Raw genomic sequence first — 21,439 nt, forward strand, 5'->3', positions numbered from 1 at the left:
CAACAGCCAGTCAGGGCAACAAAAAACCGGCCATGCCTTCGCAAAGCCGGTTACAAGATGCAAACGGCCCTTTAGCAAGTTGTTTAACGTGGCTGCAAGCCGACCGGCCAAATCACCACGGAACTGTCGATGCTCTTCTATGACTCGCGCGTGGGTTCGTCAACGGCAAGTTCTTGATCCCGAATTGCCGCCCCTCGACATTCCGGGCCACGGCTTGTATTTCCGCTGCGGCTTCCGGATGGAGGCATCCTCGACGGATTTCATGGAATGAGCCAGACACCGGATCAGACACGTCCAAGGCCCCGCGCCGGCATCATGGATATCGAAGCCTATGTGCCCGGCAAGAGCACGGCGCCTGAAGGTGTCGCCAAGGTCCATAAATTGTCGGCGAACGAGAACCCGCTCGGCCCTTCGCCAAAGGCGATAGAGGCCGCGCGCGCGGTCGCCGACAAGCTCGCGGTCTATCCCGACGGCAGCGCCAGGCGCCTGAGGGAAGCGATCGCCGAGGTGCACGGGCTCAACCCGGCGAACATCGTCTGCTCCAACGGCTCCGACGAGATTCTGGGCCTGCTGGCGCAGACCTACCTCGCGCCTGGCGACGAAGCCATCATCACCGAACACGGCTTCATGGTCTACAAGATCTACATACAATCGGCCGGTGCCGTCCCGGTTACGGTCAAGGAGACCGATGAACGCGCCGACATCGATGCGATCCTCGCCGCGGTGACGCCGCGCACCAGGATCATCTTCCTTGCCAATCCCAACAATCCAACCGGCACCTACGTGCCGTTCCAGGAGGTGCGCCGCCTGCATGCCGGCCTGCCGCGAAACGTGCTTCTGGTGCTGGATGCAGCTTACGCCGAATATGTCCGGCGCAACGACTATGAAGCCGGCGTCGAGTTGGTGGGCAGCGCGGAAAACGTGGTCATGACCCGCACTTTCTCCAAATTGGGCCTAGGCGGGGCGCGGATCGGCTGGATGTATGCGCCAATGCATATCATCGACGCGATCAACCGCGTGCGCGGGCCTTTCAACGTCAATGCGACTGCTATCGAGGCCGGTATCGCGGCGATCCGCGACCGCGTCCATATCGAGCGCAGCGTGGCGCATAACGAGACCTGGCTGGCATGGCTGACCGAGCAACTAAGCGGGCTTGGGCTGCGGGTGACACCGAGCGTCGGCAATTTCATCCTTATCCACTTTCCCGAGGACAAAAAGCATTCGGCGGCGGCTGCCGACGACTACCTCAGTGCGCGCGGCTACATATTGAGGCGCGTTTCCGGCTACGGCTTTCCGAACGCGCTGCGCATGAGCATCGGCACCGAAGAGGCCAATTGCGGCGTTGTCGCCGCACTCGCGACATTCCTGAAAAGCTAGAACACCATGACCTCACCGATGTTCGAAAAGATCGCGCTGGTCGGCATCGGCCTGATCGGCTCGTCGCTGGCCCGCGTCATCCGCCGTGAGGGCCTCGCCGGCCAAGTCGCGATTTCGACGCGCAGCGAAGCGACGCTGGCGCGGGCGAGCCTACTCGCCCTCGGCGACACCTACACGACGGATGCGAAAGAGGCGGTTCGCGATGCCGATCTGGTCGTCGTTTCGGTGCCGGTCGGCTCTTCGGGTACCGTCGCCGCAGAGATCGCACCGGCGTTGAAAAAAGGCGCCATCCTCACCGATGTCGGCTCGACCAAAGCATCGGTGATCGCGCAGATGCAGCCGCATGTGCCTGATGGCGTGCACTTCATTCCCGGCCATCCTTTGGCCGGCACCGAAAAGTCGGGACCGGATGCCGGTTTTGCCGAACTGTTCGAGAACCGCTGGTGCATCTTCACGCCGCTGCCCGGCACCGATCCCGCGGCACTGGAAAGGCTCTCGGAATTCTGGCGCCGCTGCGGCTCCAACATCGACACGATGGACCCGCAGCATCACGACATGACGCTGGCCATCGTTTCGCATCTGCCGCACATCATCGCCTATAACATCGTCGGTACCGCCGACGATCTGGAGTCGGTGACCAAGTCCGAGGTCATCAAATACTCGGCTTCCGGCTTTCGCGACTTCACCCGTCTCGCCGCGTCCGACCCGACCATGTGGCGTGACGTCTGCCTGCACAACAAGGATGCCATCCTCGAAATGCTGGCGCGATTCTCGGAAGATCTGTCCTCGCTGCAGCGGGCGATCCGCTGGGGCGACGGCGAAAAGCTGTTCGACCTGTTCACCCGCACCCGCGCCGTCCGCCGCTCGATCATCGAGGCCGGCCAGGACATCGACGTACCGGATTTCGGTCGCCAGGCAGTCGAACACCCGCCGAAGGGATAAGCCGCGGCAGGCCGATCGCAGGCCAGACAGGCTTGGAGCGGTTTATCGTTTCACGGAAACGCCGAACCGCTCTGTCTCTTTGTTTTCTGCGCAATTCCGGACGGAAGACCGTTCACACTTTTCCTGGAATTACTCTAATCGAGCGGCTTGATCTTGCCGAGCGGGATGAAGCCAAGCGAGGCCTTGCCCTTGACGATCTTCAGCGGCATCGACGGCTGGTTGCCGAGCATCGCCAGTCCGGCAAAGCCGGTTTGGATCTCTTTCTTCTGCTCGGGGATGGCGGTGGCAAGGATCGCCGCCACGGCCTTTGGATCATTGAGCTTGATCATCAAGTCGGCATTTATGAGACCGTCGTCATCGACCGACAGCGGTCCGGAAACGGTGACGCGCGCAGTTCCGGACGACAGATCGAGCTCGTGGATTTCGGCCGCGAGGCCGCGCAGGCTCTTCGAGTTTGCCTTGATCAGCGTCACGCCGTTCTTCAGCGTCACATCGCCGCTGCCATCGAGCGGCGGCAAGACGCGCCCGTCGATGGCCGCCGCGTCGATTTCGAGATCGGTGAAATTGCCGGCATAGTCGATGTCCGGGCCGTTTGGGCGCAATTGCCCGCTGGCAGTTCCGGCGCTGAACAGCGAGACGGGATCGGCATCGTCTGCCGGATCGGTCTGGCCGGACAGGCCTTCTGCCTGCAGCGAGAGGCGTCTCGGCAGCGGCCAGGACAGCTTTATGTCGGCCCGCAGATCATCCCAGTCGATCCACAGCGGGGTCATGCCGGGAACGGAGGTCCTGAGTGGCCCCCTGAGCTCGGCGGCAGGCGACAGAAGCCGCGTGATCTGGGTGGCAGCGTTGATCTTGCCTGTCGATGCCGCGACATTGCGGCTGTCGTCCTCGTAAGCCAGACTGTCGCAGGAAAGGGTGAAGCTGAAGGGATAGCCGCTGACCGCGAGATTGGCACAGTCGGCCTTGATGCCCTTGTCATCGAGATCGGCGACCGCCTTATCGGTGGCGCTCTCGACCAGATCCGCCAGGTAGAACCAGCCCGCGCTGTAGATGCCGAACAGCACGAGAATGAAAGCGGCAAGCCACAACAGGCGGCGACGCTGGCTGGGCGGCGGGCGCTCGTCACTTGACGTCATGCTGCGGCTTTCGTTAACGCGGGTGGCACGGGCGGGCTGTCGCTTGCGGCAACAACAGGTAGACGGACTGAAACACCACCGGTGGAGTGGTTCGTTACAATCAGGCTTGGCGATATGGGCGATTTTTGGGTTTTTGGCTACGGCTCACTGATTTGGCGGCCGGGATTTGCGCATGTCGAGACGCGGCGTGCCCGCCTGCATGGCTACCGCCGTTCGCTCTGCGTCTATTCTTTCGTGCATCGCGGCACGCGCGAACGGCCGGGCCTGGTGCTCGGACTCGACCGCGGCGGCTCCTGCATCGGGCTGGCGTTCCGGGTTCCAGGCGAGCTGCGCAACGAGGCCATCACCTATCTGCGCGAACGCGAGCTGGTCACCAACGTCTATCTCGAACGTGTGCTCAGCGTTCGCCTCGACAAGAGTGAAACGGATGGGGGCGGGACGGTCGAAGCCATCGCCTATGTCGTGGACCGCAGCCATGAGCAATATGCCGGTGCGCTCGACCCGGCCGAGGCGGCGGCCGTCGTTCGCGGCGCCGTCGGCCAGTCGGGGAGGAATGAGGATTACGTGCTCAGCACGCTGGAGCACCTCGAAGCACTGGGTATAAGCGATCACTGGCTGGAAGACGTGACGAGACGGATCGCGACGTAGCTTCGGTGTCGTGGCCTGGGCTACATCCTGAAAATCTGTTTTCCAAGATCGGCGCGATCCAGGCTGTTTGCCACGGCAAGCTTGAACTCGGTCAGCGGGTGGAGACCGCCGACAGGAACGTGGAAGCCGGGCTGGCCGAAGGTGTCGATGATCTCGCGTAGGACAGGCCGGTCGGCTTCGACAGGCGGCGAAAAGAAATAGCGATAGATATTCGCCCTGATCTCGACGCCGCTCAGCAAGACATCGAAATTGTGCAGTTCGAAGCGCTCAGCACTCATTCCGCAATTGATCACCATCTGCCCGCCGAGCGCCAGGGTGCGGATCAATTCGCCGCTGACAGGTCCGCCGACATTGTCGACAATCCCGTTCAATCCGGCGCCGCCGGTGATATCCATCACCGCTTCCCGGATACTTGCCTTCAAGTCCGAAAGGTCAAGAATGGCGGAGGCGCCAAGCGTCTTCAGGTCGAAGCTCTGGTGCGAGCGCCGCACAAGCGCGATGACGTTGATGCCGCGTCGTTGGGCGAACTGCATCACCATTGCTGAAATCGACGAATAACCGGCCGTGACAGCCAGCCACTGCCCGGGCCGGACACGGGAATCCGTCAGCAGATCCCACGCGGTAATGGGGTTCACCATCTGCCCGGCGCGTTCGACCGGATAGTCCGCAGGCAACGGGATCAGCCATTCGGCGGGAATGGCCGCGTACTCGGCCCAGCTGCCATAATAGCTGAACGCGACAAGCGTGCCCGGTTCCAGGAAGACGTTCGCGCCAACGGCTTCGACGATGCCGGCACCGTGGTTCCCCGCGATCTGCCTGGGAAAATGCGGCTTCTTCGGTTCGGGATAGAGGTCCTGGATAAACAGGAAGTCGCCCGGATTGATCGAGGCCGAGACCATCCTGACCAGCACCTCGCCGTCGCCGATGCGCGGCGTCGGCAGGTCGTCCATGTAGAGCACGTCGCGCGGCGAACCGATGGCGTCAAATACGATTGCTTTCATGCCGTTCTCCATAACAAATGATCCCAGGCCAACAGTCTGGGCCCGGCCCGACCGCGTCGGCGCGGCGGAACCTACGGTCGGCCGGCAAAAGTCAGAATTGGCAGATTTGACAATCTATGTGCCAAATTTGCCAGATCGTTTCTTCAGAGGCTGCTGGTTTGGTATCCGGGACCAGCGCCTTGAGCCGGACACGGCGCGGCGGGTCGCGGCTTTGTGAAGCGCCGGCGGGTTGGCAAAGAGGCTATGCGTTTGACGTTGCCACGGCGCGACATAGGTTAGCCCGGTCGGCGGCTCCCATCCGCCCCAGCATGAATCACCATGGAGATCAGCCTTGCAGAAACGTCGTCTCGGTCGCACCGACCTATCCATCGCGCCATTGGTTCTGGGCGGCAATGTGTTTGGCTGGACCGCCGATGAGAAAACCTCGTTCGACCTACTCGATGCCTTCACTGAGGCCGGTTTCAACGCCATCGACACGGCGGATTCCTATTCGCGCTGGATTGCCGGCCACCAGGGCGGCGAATCGGAAACCATCATCGGCAGATGGATGAAGAGCCGTGGCAACCGCGACAAGGTCGTCGTCATCACCAAGGTCGGTTCGGACATGGGGCAGGGCAAGAGGGACCTCTCCGCCGCCTATATCGAAAAGGCCATCGACGCCTCCCTGAAGCGGCTGCAGGTCGATACCGTCGATCTCTATCTGTCGCATTGGCCCGACCCGGCGACGCCGTATGAGGAAACGCTCGGCGCTTACCAGAAACTGCTCGACAAGGGCAAAATCCGCTATGCCGGTGCCTCCAACCTCGACGCCGCCCAACTGCGCGCCGCACTCGACGTAGCAAGCCTGCGCGGCCTGCCGCGCTACGACGTGCTGCAGCCGGAATACAACCTCTACGACCGCTCGTCCTTCGATGGTCCGCTGCGCGATCTGTGCGTAGCCGAGGACATTGGCGTCATCACCTATTTCAGCCTCGCCAAGGGATTTTTGAGCGGCAAGTACCGCAGCGAGTCCGACCTCGGCAAAAGCCCGCGCGGTGGCGGTGTGAAAGGCTATCTCAACACGCGCGGCATGCGCATCCTCTCAGCGCTCGATGCCGTGTCGGCCAGACATTCGGCCAAGCCGGCAGAAGTGGCGCTGGCCTGGGTGATGGCGCGGCCCGGCGTCACCGCTCCGATCGCCAGCGCGACGACGCTCGACCAGCTCTACAGCCTGGTGCGGGCCGCGTCGTTGCAGCTCAGCCCGGACGATATCGCCGAGCTCGACAAGGGCAGCGCATAGCCGCGCACGATCGTTCAAGACCGGCGCCGCTGCCTTGCCCTACCGTCCCTGCATCGTCACAGGATGCAGGGACGTCGCATGGCCGGACAGGGTCTTCTCGATCAGCAGCTATGGCAGCAATTGCTGGCGCTTGTGCTGGCATCGGCCATCGTTATGGGCAGCCCGGGGCCGGCGACGATAAGTGTCACCGCGATCGGCGCCGCGTTCGGCCTGCGCGATTCGCTCCGTTATGCCTCGGGAATCGTTGTCGGCACGGTCCTCGTGCTTTTGGTGGTGGCGACGGGCATCATGGCCGTTCTCACCGCGCTGCCGAAGCTCGCAGCGCTGTTGGCGGTCGCCTCGGCAGCCTACATCCTCTATCTGGCGTTCAAGATAGCGACGGCGCCGCCACTGGCGGCACGCGTCGGTAGGGCAGCGCTTCCCACTTTCCTTGGCGGGTTCCTTCTGGCCGTTGCCAATCCGAAAGCCTATGTGGCGATTGCCGCCGTGTTTGCCGGCGCGTCTTCCGGCACCGGCGGTCTTGCTATTTCAGCCAAGCTGGCGGTCCTCGCCTTGATGATCGTTGCCATTCATCTCTTGTGGCTTCTCGCCGGCGCGGCTTTTGCACGTTTGCTGCGCAAACCGCTGGCGTCGCGGATCATCAATCTGGTGTTTGCCGTGACGCTGATTGCAACAGCCGCCCTGGCTGTCTTGCCGTGAGCCCTTCTGGCGTTCGCGGCGGGGTGTCTCAGCCTTTCAATTCACGTTTCGCGTCCAGCTCACCAAGCCTTTTCACCGCCGTCGGCGGCATCGGCGGCGGGTTCGGCGTCTGCGACGCCTCGACGAGGAGCTGGTCGCAGGCGGCTTCCGTCTCGCCGATCAGCCGGTGCATGAATTCTTCCTTGCCGAGGCCCGGCGGAATCGGCGGCAGGAAGCGCGCCTTGATCGTACCGGGATAGCGCAGGAATTTGCGGCGCGGCCAATAGAGGCCGGCGACGTGAGCGACGGGCACCACTGGAATGCCAAGTTGCGCATAAAGTTCGACGATGCCGTATTTGTAGACCGGTTCGTCACCCGGCGCACGGCGCGTGCCCTCGGGATAGATGATGAGCTGGCGCGGATTGCGCGCCAATTCCTGTTTGGTCGCGGCGATCACCATCTTCAATGCCTTCGAGCGGCTGCCGCGATCGACCGGAATCATCCGCATCTTCAAGATGTACCAACCGAAGAACGGGATCCAGGTCAGCTCCCGCTTCAATATGTAAACGGGATCGTCGAGATACGGCAGGAAAGCGATCGTGTCCCAGAAGGACTGATGCTTCGGCGCCAGGATGAAGGAGCCTTCAGGCAGGTTTTCCTGGCCGGTGATCTCACTTCTGGTGCCGGCGACCTTGTCGTAGAGCCACATGCTGGTGCGCGACCAGAATTTCGGCACAAACCAGGCGCGATGGCGCGGCGACAGGAAATAATACGGAGTCCAGAGGATCATCTGGACGATCAAGTTGAGGTAGAAGGCGAGATTGAACGCCAGCGAGCGGAAATAGAGCATACAGCAAGTGCCCGGTGAGGAGGTGTGCGTTGGTACACCAAGCGCCGGCAAAAAGGAAACGCTGCGAGGCGGGCGATCGGCCGCTCTTGCGATGGACCGTCTTCGTCACATTTGCCACGTCGCCTGCAGCAGGCGCTGTCTCAGGCGCGGGGCGGCGAAGTCGAGGAATGCACGCAGCTTCACCGGCAGAAGCCCCTGGCCGGCATGGACGAGGCTCACCGGCCATGGGTCCGGCTCAAACTCCTGCAACACCGGGCGCAGCGTACCCGACCGGACGGCGGGGGCGATCTGGTAGGAAAGCAGCCTCGTCACGCCGACGCCGGCAATCGCCGCATCGATTGCTGCCTCAGCCGTGTTGACCCGTAACCTGGAGCGGACCGGCACGCTGAATTCAGTCTTGCCGGTGGCGAAGCTCCAACTGGCGGCGGTGAGCCCTTCGAAGGTGATTGCACTGTGTCCTGCAAGGTCTTGCGGCGTTTTCGGTGTGCCGTGCTCGGCGAGATAGGCCGGGCTCGCGCAAACGACGCGGCGGATTGAACCCAGGCGGGTGGCGATCAGGCTCGAATCGGCAAGCTCGCCGATGCGGATGGCGAGGTCGATGTGCTCTTCGACCAGCTGGGTTATCCGGTCGGCGAGTGTAAGCCGCACACTTACCTCGGGATAGACGGAGAGAAAGCCGGTGACGACCGGCAGCACATGCAGGCGGCCGAAGACGATCGGCGCAGTGACGATCAGTTCGCCGGTCGGGGCGCTGTATTCGCCGGCGGCCATTCGCTCGGCCTCGCCGATCTCATCGAGAATGCGACGACAGGCGGCGAGATAGGCGTGGCCCGCATCGGTCAGCGACAGCTGCCGCGCCGAGCGGTTCAACAGCCGTGTCTTCAGGTGCCTTTCCAGGTCCGAAACCTTGCGGCTGACCGTCGTCAGCGGAATGCCGAAGCGACGCCCGGCAGCCGAGAGGCTGCCTGTCTCCGCCGCGGCAACGAAAAGCGACATGGACTGGAGGCGATCCATAGCTCTACCGAAAATTTGCCCTTCCGAAAAACGGAAGGATAGGTTGCAGATATGGCATCTGCATCTCGAAGACGGAAGGCCCTATTCTCGTAAGCGAACAATGCAGCGCACCCGGCGCCTAAGGAGATCTTCATGAACGCTCACACCAGCGATGTCGCCTTCACCCCGACGGTGAAGGCGATCCAGGCCCGCAAGGGCTCGCGCCAGGCCTATGCCCGTGTCGAGGAGCGTGGCGGCTGGCAGGCGGCAATCACGCCCGATCTCGCCGCCTTCATCGAGGCGCAGACCAGCGTCTTTCTGTCGACCGCCAATGCGGACGGGCAGCCTTACATCCAGCATCGCGGCGGGCCTGCCGGTTTCCTCAAGGTGCTCGACGAATGGACGATCGGCTTTGCCGATTTTTCCGGCAACAGGCAGTTCATCACCCAGGGCAACCTCAGCGACAACCCACAGGCTTTCCTGTTTCTGATCGATTATGCGCACCGGCAGCGCATCAAGATCTGGGGCAAAGCGCAAGTCGTCGAGGGCGATGCCGAGCTGACGGCAAAGCTGATGCCGCAAGACTATAGGGCGCGACCCGAGCAGGTTATCCTGTTTACGGTTTCGGCTTGGGATTCAAATTGTTCGCAGCACATCCCGCAGCGTTTCGAAGCGGCCGACGTGGCGGCGGCGCTGGGCGAACGCGACAAGCGCATCGAACGGCTCGAACAGGAGATCGCACGCTTGCGATCGGATGCAGCAGCCAGGGGATAAGAGCCAGGGGATAAAAAGTGCCGGTGCCGTTCAGCTTCCGCCTGCGGCGTCGGCCAGCGCGACGCTCTCGGTTTGCTTCACCGGCATGATGCCGCGCGCCAGCGCCAGCAGGTATTTGTTATATTCGGTGAACAGTACACGCAGCGCTTCCGGCTTGGTCAGCCAGCCGCCATTCTCGAGGTTGGTGTTGACCACCGGATAGGGCTCGAGCCTTGCGCCGTGCAGCAGCCGGCCCATTTCCAGCAGGCTGCGCGGCATGTGATAATTGTTGGTGACGAGAATGACGGTGCCGTAGGCATGGTCCTCGACCCATTTGGCGCTTTCCTCGGCATTGCCGATCGTGTCGAGCGCAGCGCGGTCGATGTCGACACAGCATGAAAACAGCCTCTTGTCGCCGCCGGTCGCGGCTTGAAGCTGGCGGCGGCTGGCGGAAGGATGGACGCCGCTGATCAGCAGCCGCTCGCCCTTGCCTGACGCAAGCAGGCCCATAGCAGCGTCGAGTCGCGACTGGCCGCCGGTCAGCACGATGATAGCGTCGGCCCTTGCCGGATTGGCGGGCGTCGTCAGACGGCTGACGGTATTGGCGAACCAGCCGAAGCCGGCAACAAACAACGCCACAAGGGCGAGCAGAAGGAGAGCCGAGAGGCGCAAGGAGCGGGCTGCCAGCAGCCGCCCATGTTTGGCGGATTGATGTTTGGCGGATTGATCCGGCTTGGCAAATTCATCAGGCCCGGCGAATTCATGCGGACGCGCAACCAGCACTGGCATGCACCCAGCGGTATCGGTCGAGTCCCGAACGTCCATCATGAAATGGTTAATCCCGAAATACGGCCTTTGGTAGGAAAAAAATGCAATTTTCGTGACGATGCGTTTTCATCCGTGATCGATCTTTCCTTTAGCCGGCGTCCGGCTGGCGAATATCGATGTCGCTGAGATAGGTAACCACGGTAAAATGGGAGGTTGCCGCCGTCAGCGCGCCGATCACCAGCACCATGACAGCGACCCCGAGATAACCCGCCGAGCCGATGGCGAAATTGCCGAACAGGGCGGTCGCCTGGTCGGCCTGCGGTGTCGCCATATTGCGTGACGACCACCAGGAGAAGACGATGAAGACGAGGATCGCCGCGGCGCCGCCTGCCGCGGCGCCCTTCATGCCGGTGACCAGAAAATGCCGGCGGAATTCGCGCGCGATGAAGCGCGCCTCGGCGCCGACGAAATGCAGCACCTCGATGATGTGGCCATTGCCGGCCATGGCGCCGCGCGTCGCGAATACAACGGTCAGCACCGTCGCAGACAGCATCAGCGCCAGCACTGCGATACCGATCGTTACCGTGGTGCGGGCCATAGCAACCAGCCGGTCGACCCAGGTGCGATGATCGTCGAGCGAGGCGCTCGGCAGCTTCGGCGTGATTGCCGCACGCAGTGCGGCGAAATCGGGCGGACTGTTCTCGTCAATGGTGATGATGATCAGGCGCGGCACCGGCAGCTCATCGATGTTCAGGCCCGAGCCCAGCCAAGGCTCGAGCAGTCGGGCCGTTGCTTCGCGATCGACGATCCTGGCGCTTTTCACGCCAGGGAATTCGCCGGCGATCTGCGAGGCAAGCGCAAGTGCGGCCTCCATGTCGAGGCCGTCGACCGGCTTGATCTGGATGGTCGCTTCGCGCGAGATCTGGTTCTCCCAGACGGAGGCGGTGTCACGCACCAGCGTGACTGCGCCAAACGTCAGGCAGGACAGAAACGTCATGATGGCGATGACCAGCACCAGCGCCCGGCCGGCGATGTTCTGCGCCGGCACGATCGGCGCCATCTTGCGCTGGACGCGGGGCTTTGCCGCCGCGGCGTCCTGACCCTCGAAATGTTCGACGGAGAGCTCAGTCATAGATGTCCAGCCTTCCGCCGGCCAGGATCATTCGCCGTGCGTCGACCTGTTCCATCAGGCCGAGGTCGTGTGTGGCGATCACCACGGCGGTCCCCAGCCGGTTGAGCTCGATGAACAATCGCAGCAAGCGTCGCGCCAGCGGCGGGTCGACATTGCCGGTCGGCTCGTCGGCGAGCAGGATCTCGGGCTGCTCGATCAACGCGCGGGCGATGGCGGCGCGCTGCTTCTCGCCGCCAGACAGCACCGGCGGCAGCACATGCATGCGCTCGCCGAGGCCGACCCATTTCAGCAGCTCGGTGACGTCGGTGCGGTAGGTCGCTTCCTCGCGGCCGCGTACGCGTAGCGGCAAGGCCACGTTCTCATAGGTGGTCATATGGTCGAGCAGACGAAAATCCTGGAACACCACGCCGATGCGCCGTCTCAGATGCGGCAATTCGGTGCGCGAGATGCGCGAACGGTCCTTGCCGAAAATGGTGATCAGGCCGCGCGTCGGCTTCAGCGACATGAACAAAAGCCGCAGCAACGTCGTCTTGCCGGCGCCTGAAGGTCCGCTCAGGAACTGAAAGGAGCGCTCCGGAATGTGCAAGGAGATGTCGCGGAGAATCTCCGGACCCATGCCATAGCGGAGGCCGACATTTTCGAAGCGGATCACTTTCGACGACCTGAAATTCTTGGCGGCAAGATGCCAGCCCTTTCTGTGGTAAGACCATCGGCCGGCATGGTTAACCGACGGTTAATTTGGCGGCTTTTCGAGCGAGTCACAGGGGTTCCGGTGGGGAAGCGTTAACCATTTCCGTTTACCCAAAAGAAACGAACAGCGAACAGGTGCTGTAGTGTCAGGCCATGATGGCTGAGGATCGAACCGCGCGCCCGGTTTCCGGCGAAATCATGACCGATCCGGCCGCCGGGCCGGAACGCATCATGCATGACGTGACCGCCGACGTCATCGATGCCGACTATGAGGTGCTGCCCCGCCATTTTACACGTCCAGACTTTGCGCCGCCGCCTGCCCGCATGATTTCCACGCCTTCCATCGAAGGCATGGACATGTTGCGCAAGCCCGAAACCGCCGTCGAACGGCCGTTGTGGGTGCACGGTGGGCCGATCTTCTGGATTGTCGGCGTCGGTGCCGCCTTTGCCGCCTTCTGGATGTCGGGCGGCCATGCGCTGGTTCGTTAGAACGGCGCCGGAAAATCAACAGGTCACCAGGTAAACGATTCGCGACGCGCTGGGAGCATCAGACGGTTCGCGGGCGTCGTGCGAAAGATTTGGCCTTGCCAGCCGGCTCGACATGCCTAGAAACGGGGTTGAAGACCGTTTCGGTCGGCTTCGCCTACATGGCGATCATTTCTGGAAGGGCAGCCAATGCCAGTTGTGCGCGGCAAGGACATCGAAGTCCTGTTTTCAGCGTCCGCCATTGCGCGGCGGAACCTGGAACTTGCCAAGGAGATCGCCGGGCACGACTACCACGACCTTCTGGTAATCTCGGTGCTGAAGGGATCATTCATCTTCGCCGCCGATCTTATCCGTGCCATGCACGATGTCGGCCTGTCGCCGGAGGTCGAGTTCATCTTCATCTCCAGCTATGGCGCCGGCACGACCAGCGGTGAGGTGAGGGTGCTGCGCGACATCGACAACGAGGTCGCCGGTCGCGACGTGCTTCTCATCGACGACATTCTGGAATCCGGCAAAACGCTGAGTTTCACCCGCGACCTCATGCTGTCGCGCGGCGCCAGGAGCTGTGCCATCGCCGTGCTGCTCGACAAGCGCATGCGCCGCCAGACCACGCTCAACGCCGACTATGTCGGCTTCGACTGCCCCGATTATTTCGTCGTCGGCTATGGCATGGACGTCGCCCACGCGTTTCGCGAATTGCCGTTCGTCGGCATCGTCAAGGGCGACGCCTAGTTGGGTTGTCGCCGCTCGCGGTTCAGGAAACATCAACTTTTCCTCGCCAAATATCCTGCCCATGGCAAAGCTCCTGATTGTCGAGGACGATGAATCCGTCCGCAGCCTCGCCGCCCGTGCGCTCGAACGCGCCGGGCATAATGTCACTGTTGCCGCCGATGGCGCGCACGGTCTTTCTTTGATCGGGGCGGCGCAGGGGGGCTACGACCTTGTGCTGTCCGACATCCGCATGCCGGAGATGGACGGCATCGAGATGGCCAAGGCGGCAGCGGCGCTGTTCCCGGCGGTGAAGATCGTGCTGATGACCGGCTATGCCGACCAACGCGAGCGCGCCGAGGAATTGGACGGCATTATTCTCGACGTCGTGCAAAAACCGTTCGCGCTGGCTGAAATCCGCGCCCGCGTCGAACAGGCGCTCGCCTGCTTCGCCTAAAGCCCAAGGCCGACCGCCTTCAGGCAGGGTCGCAGGTCGCCGCAATGGCTGGCTCGCCGCTCCGGCGCCGGCCGGCATTGAGCGCAAAAAGCCCGGCGCCGATGATGAGGGCTGCGCCGGCCGCCGTCGCTGGTCGCGGCATTTCGGCAAAGAACAGAAAACCCCATAGCGGCGACCAGATGATACCGGTGTATTCGAAGGTGGCGACGCTGTTGGCGGGCGCCAGCCGGTAGGCCTGCGACAACAGGATCATTCCGGCCGAGGCAACGAAGCCGCATGCCCCCATCTTGAGGAGATCCGGCGTCGCCGGCCAGGCCCATGGCCGGACGAGGAACTCGAGGCTCGGATGCACGGCGTGGTCAATGCCTGCCAGCCAAAACAATGCCCCCACCAAGGCGGCGCCGACCAGATAGGCGCCGTTCTGATAGAACGCCATGACGGTCGAGGATTCGGTGTCTCCGATCTTGCGTGCCATCAGCTGCGAGAAACCGTAGAGCAGGGCCGAACCTAGCGACAGCAGCGCCGCCCAGTCGAACAAGCCGGCACCTGGGCGCACCATCACCAGCACCCCGAGCATGCCGACCAGGACGGTGGCGAGCGCCTGCCAGGACACGCGTTCGCCGAGATAGGGGCCGGCCAGCGCCATGATGAACAGCGGCGCCATGAAATAGAGCGCCACCGCGTCAGCCAGCGGCAGGGCGGCGATTGCCAGATAGTAGGCCGTGTAGGAGGTGAACTGGATGAAGGCGCGCATCGTCAGCATGCCGAACCGCTTCGACAGGATTGCCTGCAATCCGACATCGGCGTGGACGAGGAAAACCAGGATCGGCAAGGCGACGATCGAGCGGATCGCCATCACCTCGGTGACCGGATAGTGGCTCGACACCGCCTTGACCAGCGGGTCCTGCAGCGAAAAGACCAGTACGCCGAGACAGAGGCTGAGGATGCCGAGCACAAGCCGATTCTGCATAGGCGCTCCTGTCCCCGCGTGCGCGGCCGAACGCAGGCCTGCATCCGGGTAAAAAGAACCCGCCGCCATTTCGGGCAGCGGGTACGAGTGAGGACTTTTGATTGGTCCGCGGCCGATTTCGCGGCCGCATATCCAATGGGTAAGGCGAACTATCGTCCGCCGTTTGACATGTTGCAAACGAATTGGAATGATGCCAGCAATCAGATTTTCTTATGGCGGGCACATGCGACCCAATCTCGACAGCGACCTGTTGCGAACCTTCGTGGCGGTCGCCGACAGTGGCAATTTCACCAAGGCGGCGGAGCGGGCCGGCCGCACCCAGTCGGCGGTCTCGATGCAGATGAAGAAGCTTGAAGGCATGATCGGCGACAGCCTGTTCGAGCGCGGCTCGCGCGGTGTGGCGCTGACACGGCGCGGCGGCGAGCTCATCGCCAACGCCAGGCGCATCGTTTCACTGCTCGACGAGACGGCGGCATCGATGGTCGCGGCGCCGCTTGGCGGGCCGGTGCGCATCGGTATCCCGGAGGAATATGGCCACGCGATCCTGTCGCGCGCGCTCGGCGCCTTTGCCAAGCGCCATCCTCAGGTCGACATCACCGTCCGCTACGCGCATTCCGGTGCGCAGATCGCGGCGCTCGCCGCTGGCGAGCTCGATCTGGCGGTGGTGTTCGAATGGCAGGATCTGTTGGGCGGTGAGGTGCTGATGCATGACCCGACCGTATGGGTGACGTCAGAGCTGCATCACATGCATGAGGAGCGGCCGGTGCCGATCGCGCTCTACAACCGTGCCGGTTGGTGCAAGGATTTCGCGATAAAGTCGCTGGAACAGCGCGATCTCGCCTATCGTGTCGCCTACACCAGCGATACCAATGGCGGCCTGCGGCTCGCCGTCACCTCCGGGCTGGCGATTGCGCCGATCTCGCGCAGCAACATCCCGGCCGGCTGCCGCGAGCTTACGACCGCCGACGGGTTCGGCGACATCGATTCCTCGAACGTGGTGCTGCGGCGCAACCCGAACGCTTCCGGCGAGGCCATCGACGGCATGGAAGAGGCGATCCGCGAGGCTTTCACCAACCGTTAAAGAATGCCGCTCGGTCCGGCGGTGGCGGCCACCACGGACCGCGCGCGGCGATCTTCCGAATACAGGCAGCCTTACTTCAGCTCCAGCAGCCGCTCCAGATAGCTGCGCTCGATATCGGGGCTGAGTGCATTGCCGAGCCGCTTGCGGATCGCTTCGAGGATTTGGCGGGCACGCTGCACGTCGATCTCGTCAGGCACTCTCACCGAACTCCCGTCATCGGGACCCTCGCTGGTGCGGGGCCGCCCGAGCGGGTCACGGTCGGCATTCTGCTGTCGTCCGCCCTGGCCGTTGCCGCCCTGGTCGCCTTGCATCCCCTGCAATTGCTTCATCATGTCCTTGGCGCCCCTGCGCAAGGCTTCCAATGCGCGGCCCTGGTGGCCGACGGCCTGGTCGCCTTCGCCCTCGCCGAGCGCCTGTTCGGCATTGCCCATGGATTTGCCGGCCTCGCCAAACCCCTCATTGGGGTCGAGGCCCATGCCTTCGAGGCTCTTCCTCAATTGATCGAGCTCGCTCTGCAGCTTGCCCTGGCCTTCCTGCAACTGCTTCATCGCATCGGCGAATTCCTGCGGCGTCATCTGCCCCGGCCGGCCGAGCGGATCGCGGTCGTCGCCCAGGCCGGGCTTGCCCTGTTCGTCCATCGGGCCCGGCTCACCGTTCTCGCCGAGCTGCTCGTCGCGGTTCTGCCCGCGCTGTTGCTGGCCACGCTGCATCTGGTCCATGCGGAAGGTGTCGTTCATCATCTCCTGCTGGCGCCGCATGATCTCGCCCAGCTTATCCATCTGCTGACGCATCTCGCTGTCCTGCTGACCGCCTTGTTGCTGGCGGCCTGCCTGCAGATTGTTCATCATGTCCTGCAGCTCAGACAGCAATTGCTGCGCCTGGTCGCGATTGCCGGATTTCGCCAGGTTCTCGATCTGGTCCATCATGCGGTCGATGTCGCTCTGGCGCAGTTCCCGGCCGTTCTGCTGCATCTGTGGCGCATTCGGATTCTGCTGCGCCCGCGCCGCGAATTCCTGCAGGAACTGGTTCATCGCCTCGCGCAGTTCCTTCATCGCCTTCTCGATCTCCTGGTCGCTGGCGCCGTTCTTGATCGCATCCTGCAGCGCCTGCTGCGCCTGGCGCAGCCGCTTCTCGGCCGCCGACAGATTGCCTTCCTCGATGCCGAGCGCGATCTCCCAGAGGTAAGCGACCTCGTCGCGCAATTGATCGTCGCTGCCGGCCATCTTCAGCCGGGTGCGGGCGCTCATGATGGCGAGGTAGTGCGTCATGTTGTCGAACGTGTCTTCGGGCCTGAGCGTGATCGCATCCATCAGGTCGAGCACGCGGTCCTTGGCATAGGCGTCGAGCGCCAGCATGCGGCGCTGCTCGACCACAGCCCGCGCCAACGGGTTGGAGAATGGCCGCTCCGGCATCACCAGCGTCTTGGTTTCGCTGGTCGCCGTATGTCCGGCACCGTCGGTGGCGACAAGCGACAGCTTGACGTTGCCACCGGCCCAGACATGGTCGGTCAGGTCCTTCGTCGTCTTAGCGGCATTCGCCTTGCCGCCGCGGCGCGGCAACGTCAGCGGCATTTCCGGCGGGCCATAGAGCGGATGCGCGTTGGGCGGCTGCGGATCGGCCAATGCGAAAACCGCCTTGGCGGAGGCCGCGCCATAGTCGTCGTCGATCTGGTAGTTGAGTTCGAAGGCGCCGTTGACGGCGCGCTTCGGCTCGCCGACAAAGTGGATCTGCGGCGGCTTGTCGGGAATTATGGCGAAGGCCCAGCGGCCGAGCTCGCCGTCGCCGGACTGCAGCGTCAGCGTGCCGTCGGCCGTCAACTTGCCGCTGAACTGGCGCACGGTGGAAGGCGTTGCCGGAGCTGCCTCAGTCTTGGCGGCTTGCGGCCCGCTCGGATCGATAGCGCGGGTGTTGCCGCCGGTGTCGGCGTAACTCAGCGTTTCCTCGCCCGAACCGCCGGTGACGCGCAGCGACACATCGCTGCCCTCCGGAACGGTGAAGGTCGGCGCCGTTTGAGTGGCGTTGTTGGCAAGGACTGGGGCGTTCAGGAATATCGGCGGCCTGCCGGTATAGGCCGGCGGCGTCACCCAGGCATCAATGCGCGGCGGCACGACGTCGCGGGCGGCACGGGCAACAAAGCCGTCGCCCAGCCTGCCGCCCGACGGCCCGAAGGAGAAGGCAAAGGCAGTGACCAACAAAAGCGCGGCAACGGCGCGCAACGCCCACGGGTCGCGTTCCGGCACGCGTGTGCGCGGCACGTCGCCGCCAAGCTCGCCCAGCCGGTCCGCCATGCGGCGCTGATGCTCGCGCCACAGTGCTTGCGAAAAAATGCTTTCCTTGCCGCTCGGGCGATCGGTCTGGACCTGCACCGGGCTGTGCAGCAATCGGTTGGCCGCCTCGATGCGGCGGTCGACCTCGGCACTGGATGGCGTGCGGAAGAAACGCAGCGGATAGAGTGCGGCAAGCGCTGCGACGCCGAATGCCGTGATAAGACCGATCCGCGCCAGATCGGGCAAAAATGGGAACAGGCCGAGCCACGAAATGCTGAGGAACAGGCTGGCGACGATGATCAGCGGCAGCAGCAATGGCCAGCCGCGTTCGACGACTATCGAGACCTGCGTCCCCAGCCGGCTCAAGGCAAGGCGCCTGGCCAGACTGCGATCGCTGGTGAAAATGGGTCGTTGCGTCATCGGCCCTTCCTGGCCGGGCGGGATAGCCCAAGCCTCACGAGTCTATCGCATAGGCCCGAAAAGTCGATTTCCGGGAAGCACGATGCGAAGACCTAAAATCTTAGCGCGTACTTCGTGCGTCCAAGCGGATGCACATCGCCCTAAGGATACCAACAAACACGGCGAAGGCGAGGCGGTTCCCCAAAACGTGAACAATAATGCCCCGGATATTGTCAGAATTTCGCCGGATTGGCGTTTGCGCCGCAGACCAGTACGGCAACGCGCTCGCCTGCAGCCGGTGCGTAGCGGCCGGACAGGAGCGCCGCGAAGGCGGCCGCACCGCCTGGCTCGGAGATGATTCGCACGCGGTCCCACAGCGCCGCCTGGGCGGCGATAATGTCGTCGTCGCCGACCAGGATCGAGCGCTCGACGAATGCCTCGGCGATAGGAAACATCATTTCGCCGACACGCTTTGGCGCGAGCGAATCGGCGGCGACGCCCTCAGCCGGCGCGTCGACGGGTCGGCCCGCCGCGAACGCGCGATGAAGCGTCGGCGCACCCTCCGGCTCGACCGCGATGATCCTGATGCGGCCGGAAAACCAGGCGGCGATGCCGCCGATCAGGCCGCCGCCGCCGACAGCGACCAGCAGGGTGTCGAGCTTCGGCAGGTCGGCCTCGATTTCGAGGCCGAGCGTGCCCTGCCCGACCAGCGTCTCCTCCTGATTGAAGGCGTGGATCTGCAGGGCGCCGGATTTTTCGGCGAAGCTCTCGCTGGCGGCCAGCGCCTCGGCATAACGGGCGCCGCCGACGATCAGCTCGGCGCCGTAGCCACGGATGCGGTCCAGCTTGGCCTGCGGGCTCACTTCGGGAACAAAGATGGTCGCCTTGTGGCCGAGTCGCATGGCGGCATAGGCGACGGCGGCGCCGTGATTGCCGCCCGATGCGGCGACGACGCCGGCCGCAGGAACCGGCCGTTCGAGGAGATTGGTGAACGCACCACGCGCCTTGAACGAGCCGGAATGCTGCAAGCACTCAAGCTTCAGGTCGACCGGCAGAGCCGGGCGGCCGAAATCGGCCATGTCGACGCGCAGCACCGGCGTGTGGCGCACGAAGGGTCGGATGCGTGGTTCCATCGCCGCAATGCGCTCGCGTGTGATCGTGTGGCCGTGCAGCATGCTTTCACTCCCAGGGCTGACATTCAGAGTTGACATTACTTAGTAACTTGGCAAAGTGGCTAAATGCAAGAGGTCGACGTCTTCAAAGCGATTGCCAACGAGCGCAGGCTGCAGATCCTCGACTGGCTCAAGGACCCGCGCGCGCATTTTCCGCCGCAGGCGGACGGCGATCTGGTCGACGACGGAGTCTGCGCGCTGCTGATCGCTGAAAAGCTGGGGATCACCCAGGCGACGCTCAGCGAACATATGCGCGTGCTCACCCAGGCAGGGCTTTTGCGCAGCAAGCGCATCAAGCAGTGGACATTCTATCGCCGGAACGAGAACAGGATCGCCGAAACCAGGGCACTCATTCAGCACCGCCTGTAGCTGCAGAGTTCTACTCCAACCAGTCCGGCACCGAGTCCAGTCCGATCAGCTCGTCATAGGTCTGGCGCGGGCGCACAACGTGGAAGCGGTCGCCGTCGACCAGCACTTCCGGTACCAGCAGCCTGGTATTGTAGGTGCCGGCCTGGACGGCGCCATAGGCGCCGGCGGTGGCGACAGCGATCAGGTCACCGGATTTCAGCCGGGGCAGGTCACGGTCGAGCCCGAGATAGTCGCCGGTCTCGCAAACCGGGCCGACGACGTCGACCTTCATGCGCGGTGCTGCGGCCGGCTGCTGCGCCACCGGCTTGATGTCGTGGAAAGCGTCGTAAAGCGTCGGCCTGATCAGGTCGTTCATCGCGGCGTCGACGACGAGGAAGTTCTTGGCGTCGCCCTCCTTCACGAAGATCACCGCCGAGACCAGGATGCCAGCATTGCCGACGATCAGCCGGCCTGGCTCGAACATCACTTTCAGCCCGAGCTCGGCGACATGCTTTCTGACGATCCGGGCATAGGCATCGGGCAAAGGCGGCGGGTTGTTGTCGACGCGGTAGGGAATGCCAAGGCCGCCGCCGACATCGATGTGCTCGATGGCATGACCGTCGGAGCGCAAGGCGCCGACCAGCTCCACCAGCAGCGCAAAGGCCTCGTCGAAGGGCTGCAATTCGGTGATCTGGCTGCCGATATGGGTGTCTATGCCGGTGACCTTGATTCCCGGCAGCTCAGCCGCGCGGGCATAAACCTTTCGTGCCTGCTGCCAGGGAATGCCGAACTTGTTCTCGGCCTTCCCAGTCGAAATCTTGTTGTGCGTCCTGGCGTCGACATCCGGATTGATGCGCAGCGAGATCGGCGCGATCTTGCCCAGCGCGGTCGCGCGGGCCGACAGCAGCTCCAGCTCCGGTTCGGATTCGACGTTGAAACAGAGAATGCCGGCCGAGAGCGCAAAATCCATTTCGCGCGCGGTCTTGCCGACGCCCGAAAACAGGATCTTGCTTGCCGGAATGCCGGCCGCCAAAGCGCGGCGCAATTCGCCCTCCGAGACCACGTCGGCGCCGGCGCCGAGTCTTGCCAACACCTTCAGCACGGCCTGGTTCGAATTCGCCTTCATGGCATAGCAGACGAGGGCGTCGAGCCCGGCAAAGGCCTCTGTGAAGACGCGAAAATGCCTGGTCAGCGTCGCCGTCGAATAACAATAGAACGGCGTGCCGACGCTGGCGGCGATGTCTGATATCGCCACGTCCTCGGCATGCAGCGCGCCGTCGCGGTAGTCGAAATGGTTCACGAGA

22 protein-coding genes and 1 riboswitch are annotated in these 21,439 nt (G+C 63.4%); of the genes, 11 read left to right on the top strand and 11 right to left on the bottom strand.

Annotated elements, in window-relative coordinates; genetic code table 11:
- Positions 1 to 51 precede the first annotated feature (51 nt).
- Positions 52 to 129, bottom strand: a riboswitch (SAM riboswitch).
- A gap of 138 nt (positions 130 to 267) precedes the next feature.
- Positions 268 to 1,377: a histidinol-phosphate transaminase gene (gene hisC, locus NKJ84_RS01800; RefSeq protein WP_352505085.1), complete on the top strand. Its 1,110-nt coding sequence runs from the start codon at positions 268 to 270 to the stop codon at positions 1,375 to 1,377.
- Between the two features lie 6 nt (positions 1,378 to 1,383).
- Entirely contained in the window at positions 1,384 to 2,319 is a 936-nt protein-coding gene (locus tag NKJ84_RS01805; RefSeq protein WP_352505086.1) for a prephenate/arogenate dehydrogenase family protein, read from the top strand.
- A 134-nt stretch (positions 2,320 to 2,453) separates the two neighbouring features.
- On the opposite strand, the gene NKJ84_RS01810 is transcribed toward NKJ84_RS01805, so the two are convergent.
- Positions 2,454 to 3,455, bottom strand: coding sequence for a DUF2125 domain-containing protein (locus NKJ84_RS01810; protein WP_352505087.1), 1,002 nt, complete (start codon positions 3,453 to 3,455; stop codon positions 2,454 to 2,456).
- Between the two features lie 114 nt (positions 3,456 to 3,569).
- Between NKJ84_RS01810 and NKJ84_RS01815 the strand changes: the two genes are divergently transcribed.
- Positions 3,570 to 4,103 carry a gamma-glutamylcyclotransferase gene (locus NKJ84_RS01815; protein ID WP_352505088.1) on the top strand — a complete coding sequence of 178 codons (534 nt, stop codon included), beginning with the start codon at positions 3,570 to 3,572 and terminating at the stop codon, positions 4,101 to 4,103.
- A gap of 20 nt (positions 4,104 to 4,123) precedes the next feature.
- Here NKJ84_RS01815 and NKJ84_RS01820 read toward each other — a convergent pair whose 3' ends face one another.
- The gene (locus NKJ84_RS01820; protein WP_352505089.1) at positions 4,124 to 5,104 is read right to left on the bottom strand and encodes a zinc-binding dehydrogenase; all 981 of its coding nucleotides are present in this window, start codon (positions 5,102 to 5,104) and stop codon (positions 4,124 to 4,126) included.
- A 331-nt stretch (positions 5,105 to 5,435) separates the two neighbouring features.
- On the opposite strand from NKJ84_RS01820, the gene NKJ84_RS01825 reads away from it, so the two are divergent.
- Both NKJ84_RS01825 and NKJ84_RS01830 read left to right on the top strand, forming a co-directional pair.
- The gene (locus NKJ84_RS01825) at positions 5,436 to 6,383 is read left to right on the top strand and encodes an aldo/keto reductase (protein ID WP_352505090.1); all 948 of its coding nucleotides are present in this window, start codon (positions 5,436 to 5,438) and stop codon (positions 6,381 to 6,383) included.
- Between the two features lie 78 nt (positions 6,384 to 6,461).
- On the top strand, positions 6,462 to 7,082 hold the full coding sequence (locus NKJ84_RS01830) for a LysE family translocator (protein WP_352476268.1): 621 nt from the start codon (positions 6,462 to 6,464) through the stop codon (positions 7,080 to 7,082).
- 28 nt (positions 7,083 to 7,110) lie between these two features.
- Here the strand turns inward: NKJ84_RS01830 and NKJ84_RS01835 are convergent, their stop codons facing one another.
- Both NKJ84_RS01835 and NKJ84_RS01840 read right to left on the bottom strand, forming a co-directional pair.
- Positions 7,111 to 7,911: a lysophospholipid acyltransferase family protein gene (locus tag NKJ84_RS01835; RefSeq protein ID WP_352505091.1), complete on the bottom strand. Its 801-nt coding sequence runs from the start codon at positions 7,909 to 7,911 to the stop codon at positions 7,111 to 7,113.
- Positions 7,912 to 8,016: 105 nt separating this feature from the next.
- Positions 8,017 to 8,925: a LysR family transcriptional regulator gene (locus tag NKJ84_RS01840; RefSeq protein ID WP_352505092.1), complete on the bottom strand. Its 909-nt coding sequence runs from the start codon at positions 8,923 to 8,925 to the stop codon at positions 8,017 to 8,019.
- 132 nt (positions 8,926 to 9,057) lie between these two features.
- Between NKJ84_RS01840 and NKJ84_RS01845 the strand changes: the two genes are divergently transcribed.
- Positions 9,058 to 9,678, top strand: coding sequence for a pyridoxamine 5'-phosphate oxidase family protein (locus NKJ84_RS01845; RefSeq protein WP_352476270.1), 621 nt, complete (start codon positions 9,058 to 9,060; stop codon positions 9,676 to 9,678).
- Positions 9,679 to 9,708: 30 nt separating this feature from the next.
- Here the strand turns inward: NKJ84_RS01845 and NKJ84_RS01850 are convergent, their stop codons facing one another.
- From NKJ84_RS01850 to ftsE, 3 genes are all read right to left on the bottom strand, one after another.
- The gene (locus NKJ84_RS01850; RefSeq protein ID WP_352505093.1) at positions 9,709 to 10,485 is read right to left on the bottom strand and encodes a YdcF family protein; all 777 of its coding nucleotides are present in this window, start codon (positions 10,483 to 10,485) and stop codon (positions 9,709 to 9,711) included.
- Between the two features lie 88 nt (positions 10,486 to 10,573).
- Positions 10,574 to 11,557 (bottom strand): cell division protein FtsX, encoded by a 984-nt coding sequence (locus tag NKJ84_RS01855; protein WP_352505094.1) that lies wholly within the window; start codon positions 11,555 to 11,557, stop codon positions 10,574 to 10,576.
- Complete coding sequence (ftsE, locus tag NKJ84_RS01860; RefSeq protein WP_023677923.1) at positions 11,550 to 12,209, bottom strand: cell division ATP-binding protein FtsE; 660 nt, start codon at positions 12,207 to 12,209, stop codon at positions 11,550 to 11,552. The genes NKJ84_RS01855 and ftsE overlap by 8 nt, the downstream gene beginning before the upstream one ends.
- Before the next feature lie 236 nt (positions 12,210 to 12,445).
- Between ftsE and NKJ84_RS01865 the strand changes: the two genes are divergently transcribed.
- From NKJ84_RS01865 to NKJ84_RS01875, 3 genes are all read left to right on the top strand, one after another.
- Positions 12,446 to 12,736, top strand: a complete 291-nt coding sequence (locus NKJ84_RS01865) for a hypothetical protein (RefSeq protein WP_254816653.1) — start codon at positions 12,446 to 12,448, stop codon at positions 12,734 to 12,736.
- A gap of 186 nt (positions 12,737 to 12,922) precedes the next feature.
- Positions 12,923 to 13,465, top strand: coding sequence for a hypoxanthine phosphoribosyltransferase (gene hpt, locus NKJ84_RS01870; protein WP_254816654.1), 543 nt, complete (start codon positions 12,923 to 12,925; stop codon positions 13,463 to 13,465).
- Between the two features lie 61 nt (positions 13,466 to 13,526).
- Positions 13,527 to 13,898 (top strand): response regulator, encoded by a 372-nt coding sequence (locus NKJ84_RS01875; RefSeq protein WP_352505095.1) that lies wholly within the window; start codon positions 13,527 to 13,529, stop codon positions 13,896 to 13,898.
- 19 nt (positions 13,899 to 13,917) lie between these two features.
- On the opposite strand, the gene NKJ84_RS01880 is transcribed toward NKJ84_RS01875, so the two are convergent.
- Complete coding sequence (locus NKJ84_RS01880) at positions 13,918 to 14,868, bottom strand: DMT family transporter (protein WP_352505096.1); 951 nt, start codon at positions 14,866 to 14,868, stop codon at positions 13,918 to 13,920.
- Between the two features lie 223 nt (positions 14,869 to 15,091).
- On the opposite strand from NKJ84_RS01880, the gene NKJ84_RS01885 reads away from it, so the two are divergent.
- On the top strand, positions 15,092 to 15,949 hold the full coding sequence (locus NKJ84_RS01885; RefSeq protein ID WP_352505097.1) for a LysR family transcriptional regulator: 858 nt from the start codon (positions 15,092 to 15,094) through the stop codon (positions 15,947 to 15,949).
- Between the two features lie 71 nt (positions 15,950 to 16,020).
- Here the strand turns inward: NKJ84_RS01885 and NKJ84_RS01890 are convergent, their stop codons facing one another.
- A complete protein-coding gene (locus NKJ84_RS01890) occupies positions 16,021 to 18,636 on the bottom strand; it encodes a TIGR02302 family protein (protein ID WP_352505098.1) in 2,616 nt (871 codons plus the stop codon).
- Between the two features lie 212 nt (positions 18,637 to 18,848).
- Positions 18,849 to 19,790, bottom strand: coding sequence for a threonine/serine dehydratase (locus NKJ84_RS01895; protein WP_352505099.1), 942 nt, complete (start codon positions 19,788 to 19,790; stop codon positions 18,849 to 18,851).
- A 63-nt stretch (positions 19,791 to 19,853) separates the two neighbouring features.
- Here NKJ84_RS01895 and NKJ84_RS01900 point away from each other — a divergent pair, with 63 nt between their 5' ends.
- Positions 19,854 to 20,156 carry an ArsR/SmtB family transcription factor gene (locus NKJ84_RS01900; protein WP_254816660.1) on the top strand — a complete coding sequence of 101 codons (303 nt, stop codon included), beginning with the start codon at positions 19,854 to 19,856 and terminating at the stop codon, positions 20,154 to 20,156.
- 10 nt (positions 20,157 to 20,166) lie between these two features.
- On the opposite strand, the gene lysA is transcribed toward NKJ84_RS01900, so the two are convergent.
- On the bottom strand, positions 20,167 to 21,435 hold the full coding sequence (lysA, locus tag NKJ84_RS01905; protein WP_352505100.1) for a diaminopimelate decarboxylase: 1,269 nt from the start codon (positions 21,433 to 21,435) through the stop codon (positions 20,167 to 20,169).
- Between the last annotated feature and the right edge of the window lie 4 nt (positions 21,436 to 21,439).

Source organism: Mesorhizobium sp. M0048, from assembly GCF_040323405.1.
Taxonomy (GTDB): Bacteria; Pseudomonadota; Alphaproteobacteria; order Rhizobiales; family Rhizobiaceae; genus Mesorhizobium.

Excerpts from the sequence above, each read along its gene's own strand:
- hisC (WP_352505085.1), top strand. The coding sequence starts at position 268 with ATGAGCCAGACACCGGATCAGACACGTCCAAGGCCCCGCGCCGGCATC.
- NKJ84_RS01805 (WP_352505086.1), top strand. The coding sequence starts at position 1,384 with ATGACCTCACCGATGTTCGAAAAGATCGCGCTGGTCGGCATCGGCCTG.
- NKJ84_RS01810 (WP_352505087.1), bottom strand. The coding sequence starts at position 3,455 with ATGACGTCAAGTGACGAGCGCCCGCCGCCCAGCCAGCGTCGCCGCCTG.
- NKJ84_RS01815 (WP_352505088.1), top strand. The coding sequence starts at position 3,570 with ATGGGCGATTTTTGGGTTTTTGGCTACGGCTCACTGATTTGGCGGCCG.
- NKJ84_RS01820 (WP_352505089.1), bottom strand. The coding sequence starts at position 5,104 with ATGAAAGCAATCGTATTTGACGCCATCGGTTCGCCGCGCGACGTGCTC.
- NKJ84_RS01830 (WP_352476268.1), top strand. The coding sequence starts at position 6,462 with ATGGCCGGACAGGGTCTTCTCGATCAGCAGCTATGGCAGCAATTGCTG.
- NKJ84_RS01835 (WP_352505091.1), bottom strand. The coding sequence starts at position 7,911 with ATGCTCTATTTCCGCTCGCTGGCGTTCAATCTCGCCTTCTACCTCAAC.
- NKJ84_RS01840 (WP_352505092.1), bottom strand. The coding sequence starts at position 8,925 with ATGGATCGCCTCCAGTCCATGTCGCTTTTCGTTGCCGCGGCGGAGACA.
- NKJ84_RS01845 (WP_352476270.1), top strand. The coding sequence starts at position 9,058 with ATGAACGCTCACACCAGCGATGTCGCCTTCACCCCGACGGTGAAGGCG.
- NKJ84_RS01850 (WP_352505093.1), bottom strand. The coding sequence starts at position 10,485 with ATGATGGACGTTCGGGACTCGACCGATACCGCTGGGTGCATGCCAGTG.
- NKJ84_RS01855 (WP_352505094.1), bottom strand. The coding sequence starts at position 11,557 with ATGACTGAGCTCTCCGTCGAACATTTCGAGGGTCAGGACGCCGCGGCG.
- NKJ84_RS01865 (WP_254816653.1), top strand. The coding sequence starts at position 12,446 with ATGACCGATCCGGCCGCCGGGCCGGAACGCATCATGCATGACGTGACC.
- hpt (WP_254816654.1), top strand. The coding sequence starts at position 12,923 with ATGCCAGTTGTGCGCGGCAAGGACATCGAAGTCCTGTTTTCAGCGTCC.
- NKJ84_RS01875 (WP_352505095.1), top strand. The coding sequence starts at position 13,527 with ATGGCAAAGCTCCTGATTGTCGAGGACGATGAATCCGTCCGCAGCCTC.
- NKJ84_RS01880 (WP_352505096.1), bottom strand. The coding sequence starts at position 14,868 with ATGCAGAATCGGCTTGTGCTCGGCATCCTCAGCCTCTGTCTCGGCGTA.
- NKJ84_RS01885 (WP_352505097.1), top strand. The coding sequence starts at position 15,092 with ATGCGACCCAATCTCGACAGCGACCTGTTGCGAACCTTCGTGGCGGTC.
- NKJ84_RS01890 (WP_352505098.1), bottom strand. The coding sequence starts at position 18,636 with ATGACGCAACGACCCATTTTCACCAGCGATCGCAGTCTGGCCAGGCGC.
- NKJ84_RS01895 (WP_352505099.1), bottom strand. The coding sequence starts at position 19,790 with ATGCTGCACGGCCACACGATCACACGCGAGCGCATTGCGGCGATGGAA.
- NKJ84_RS01900 (WP_254816660.1), top strand. The coding sequence starts at position 19,854 with ATGCAAGAGGTCGACGTCTTCAAAGCGATTGCCAACGAGCGCAGGCTG.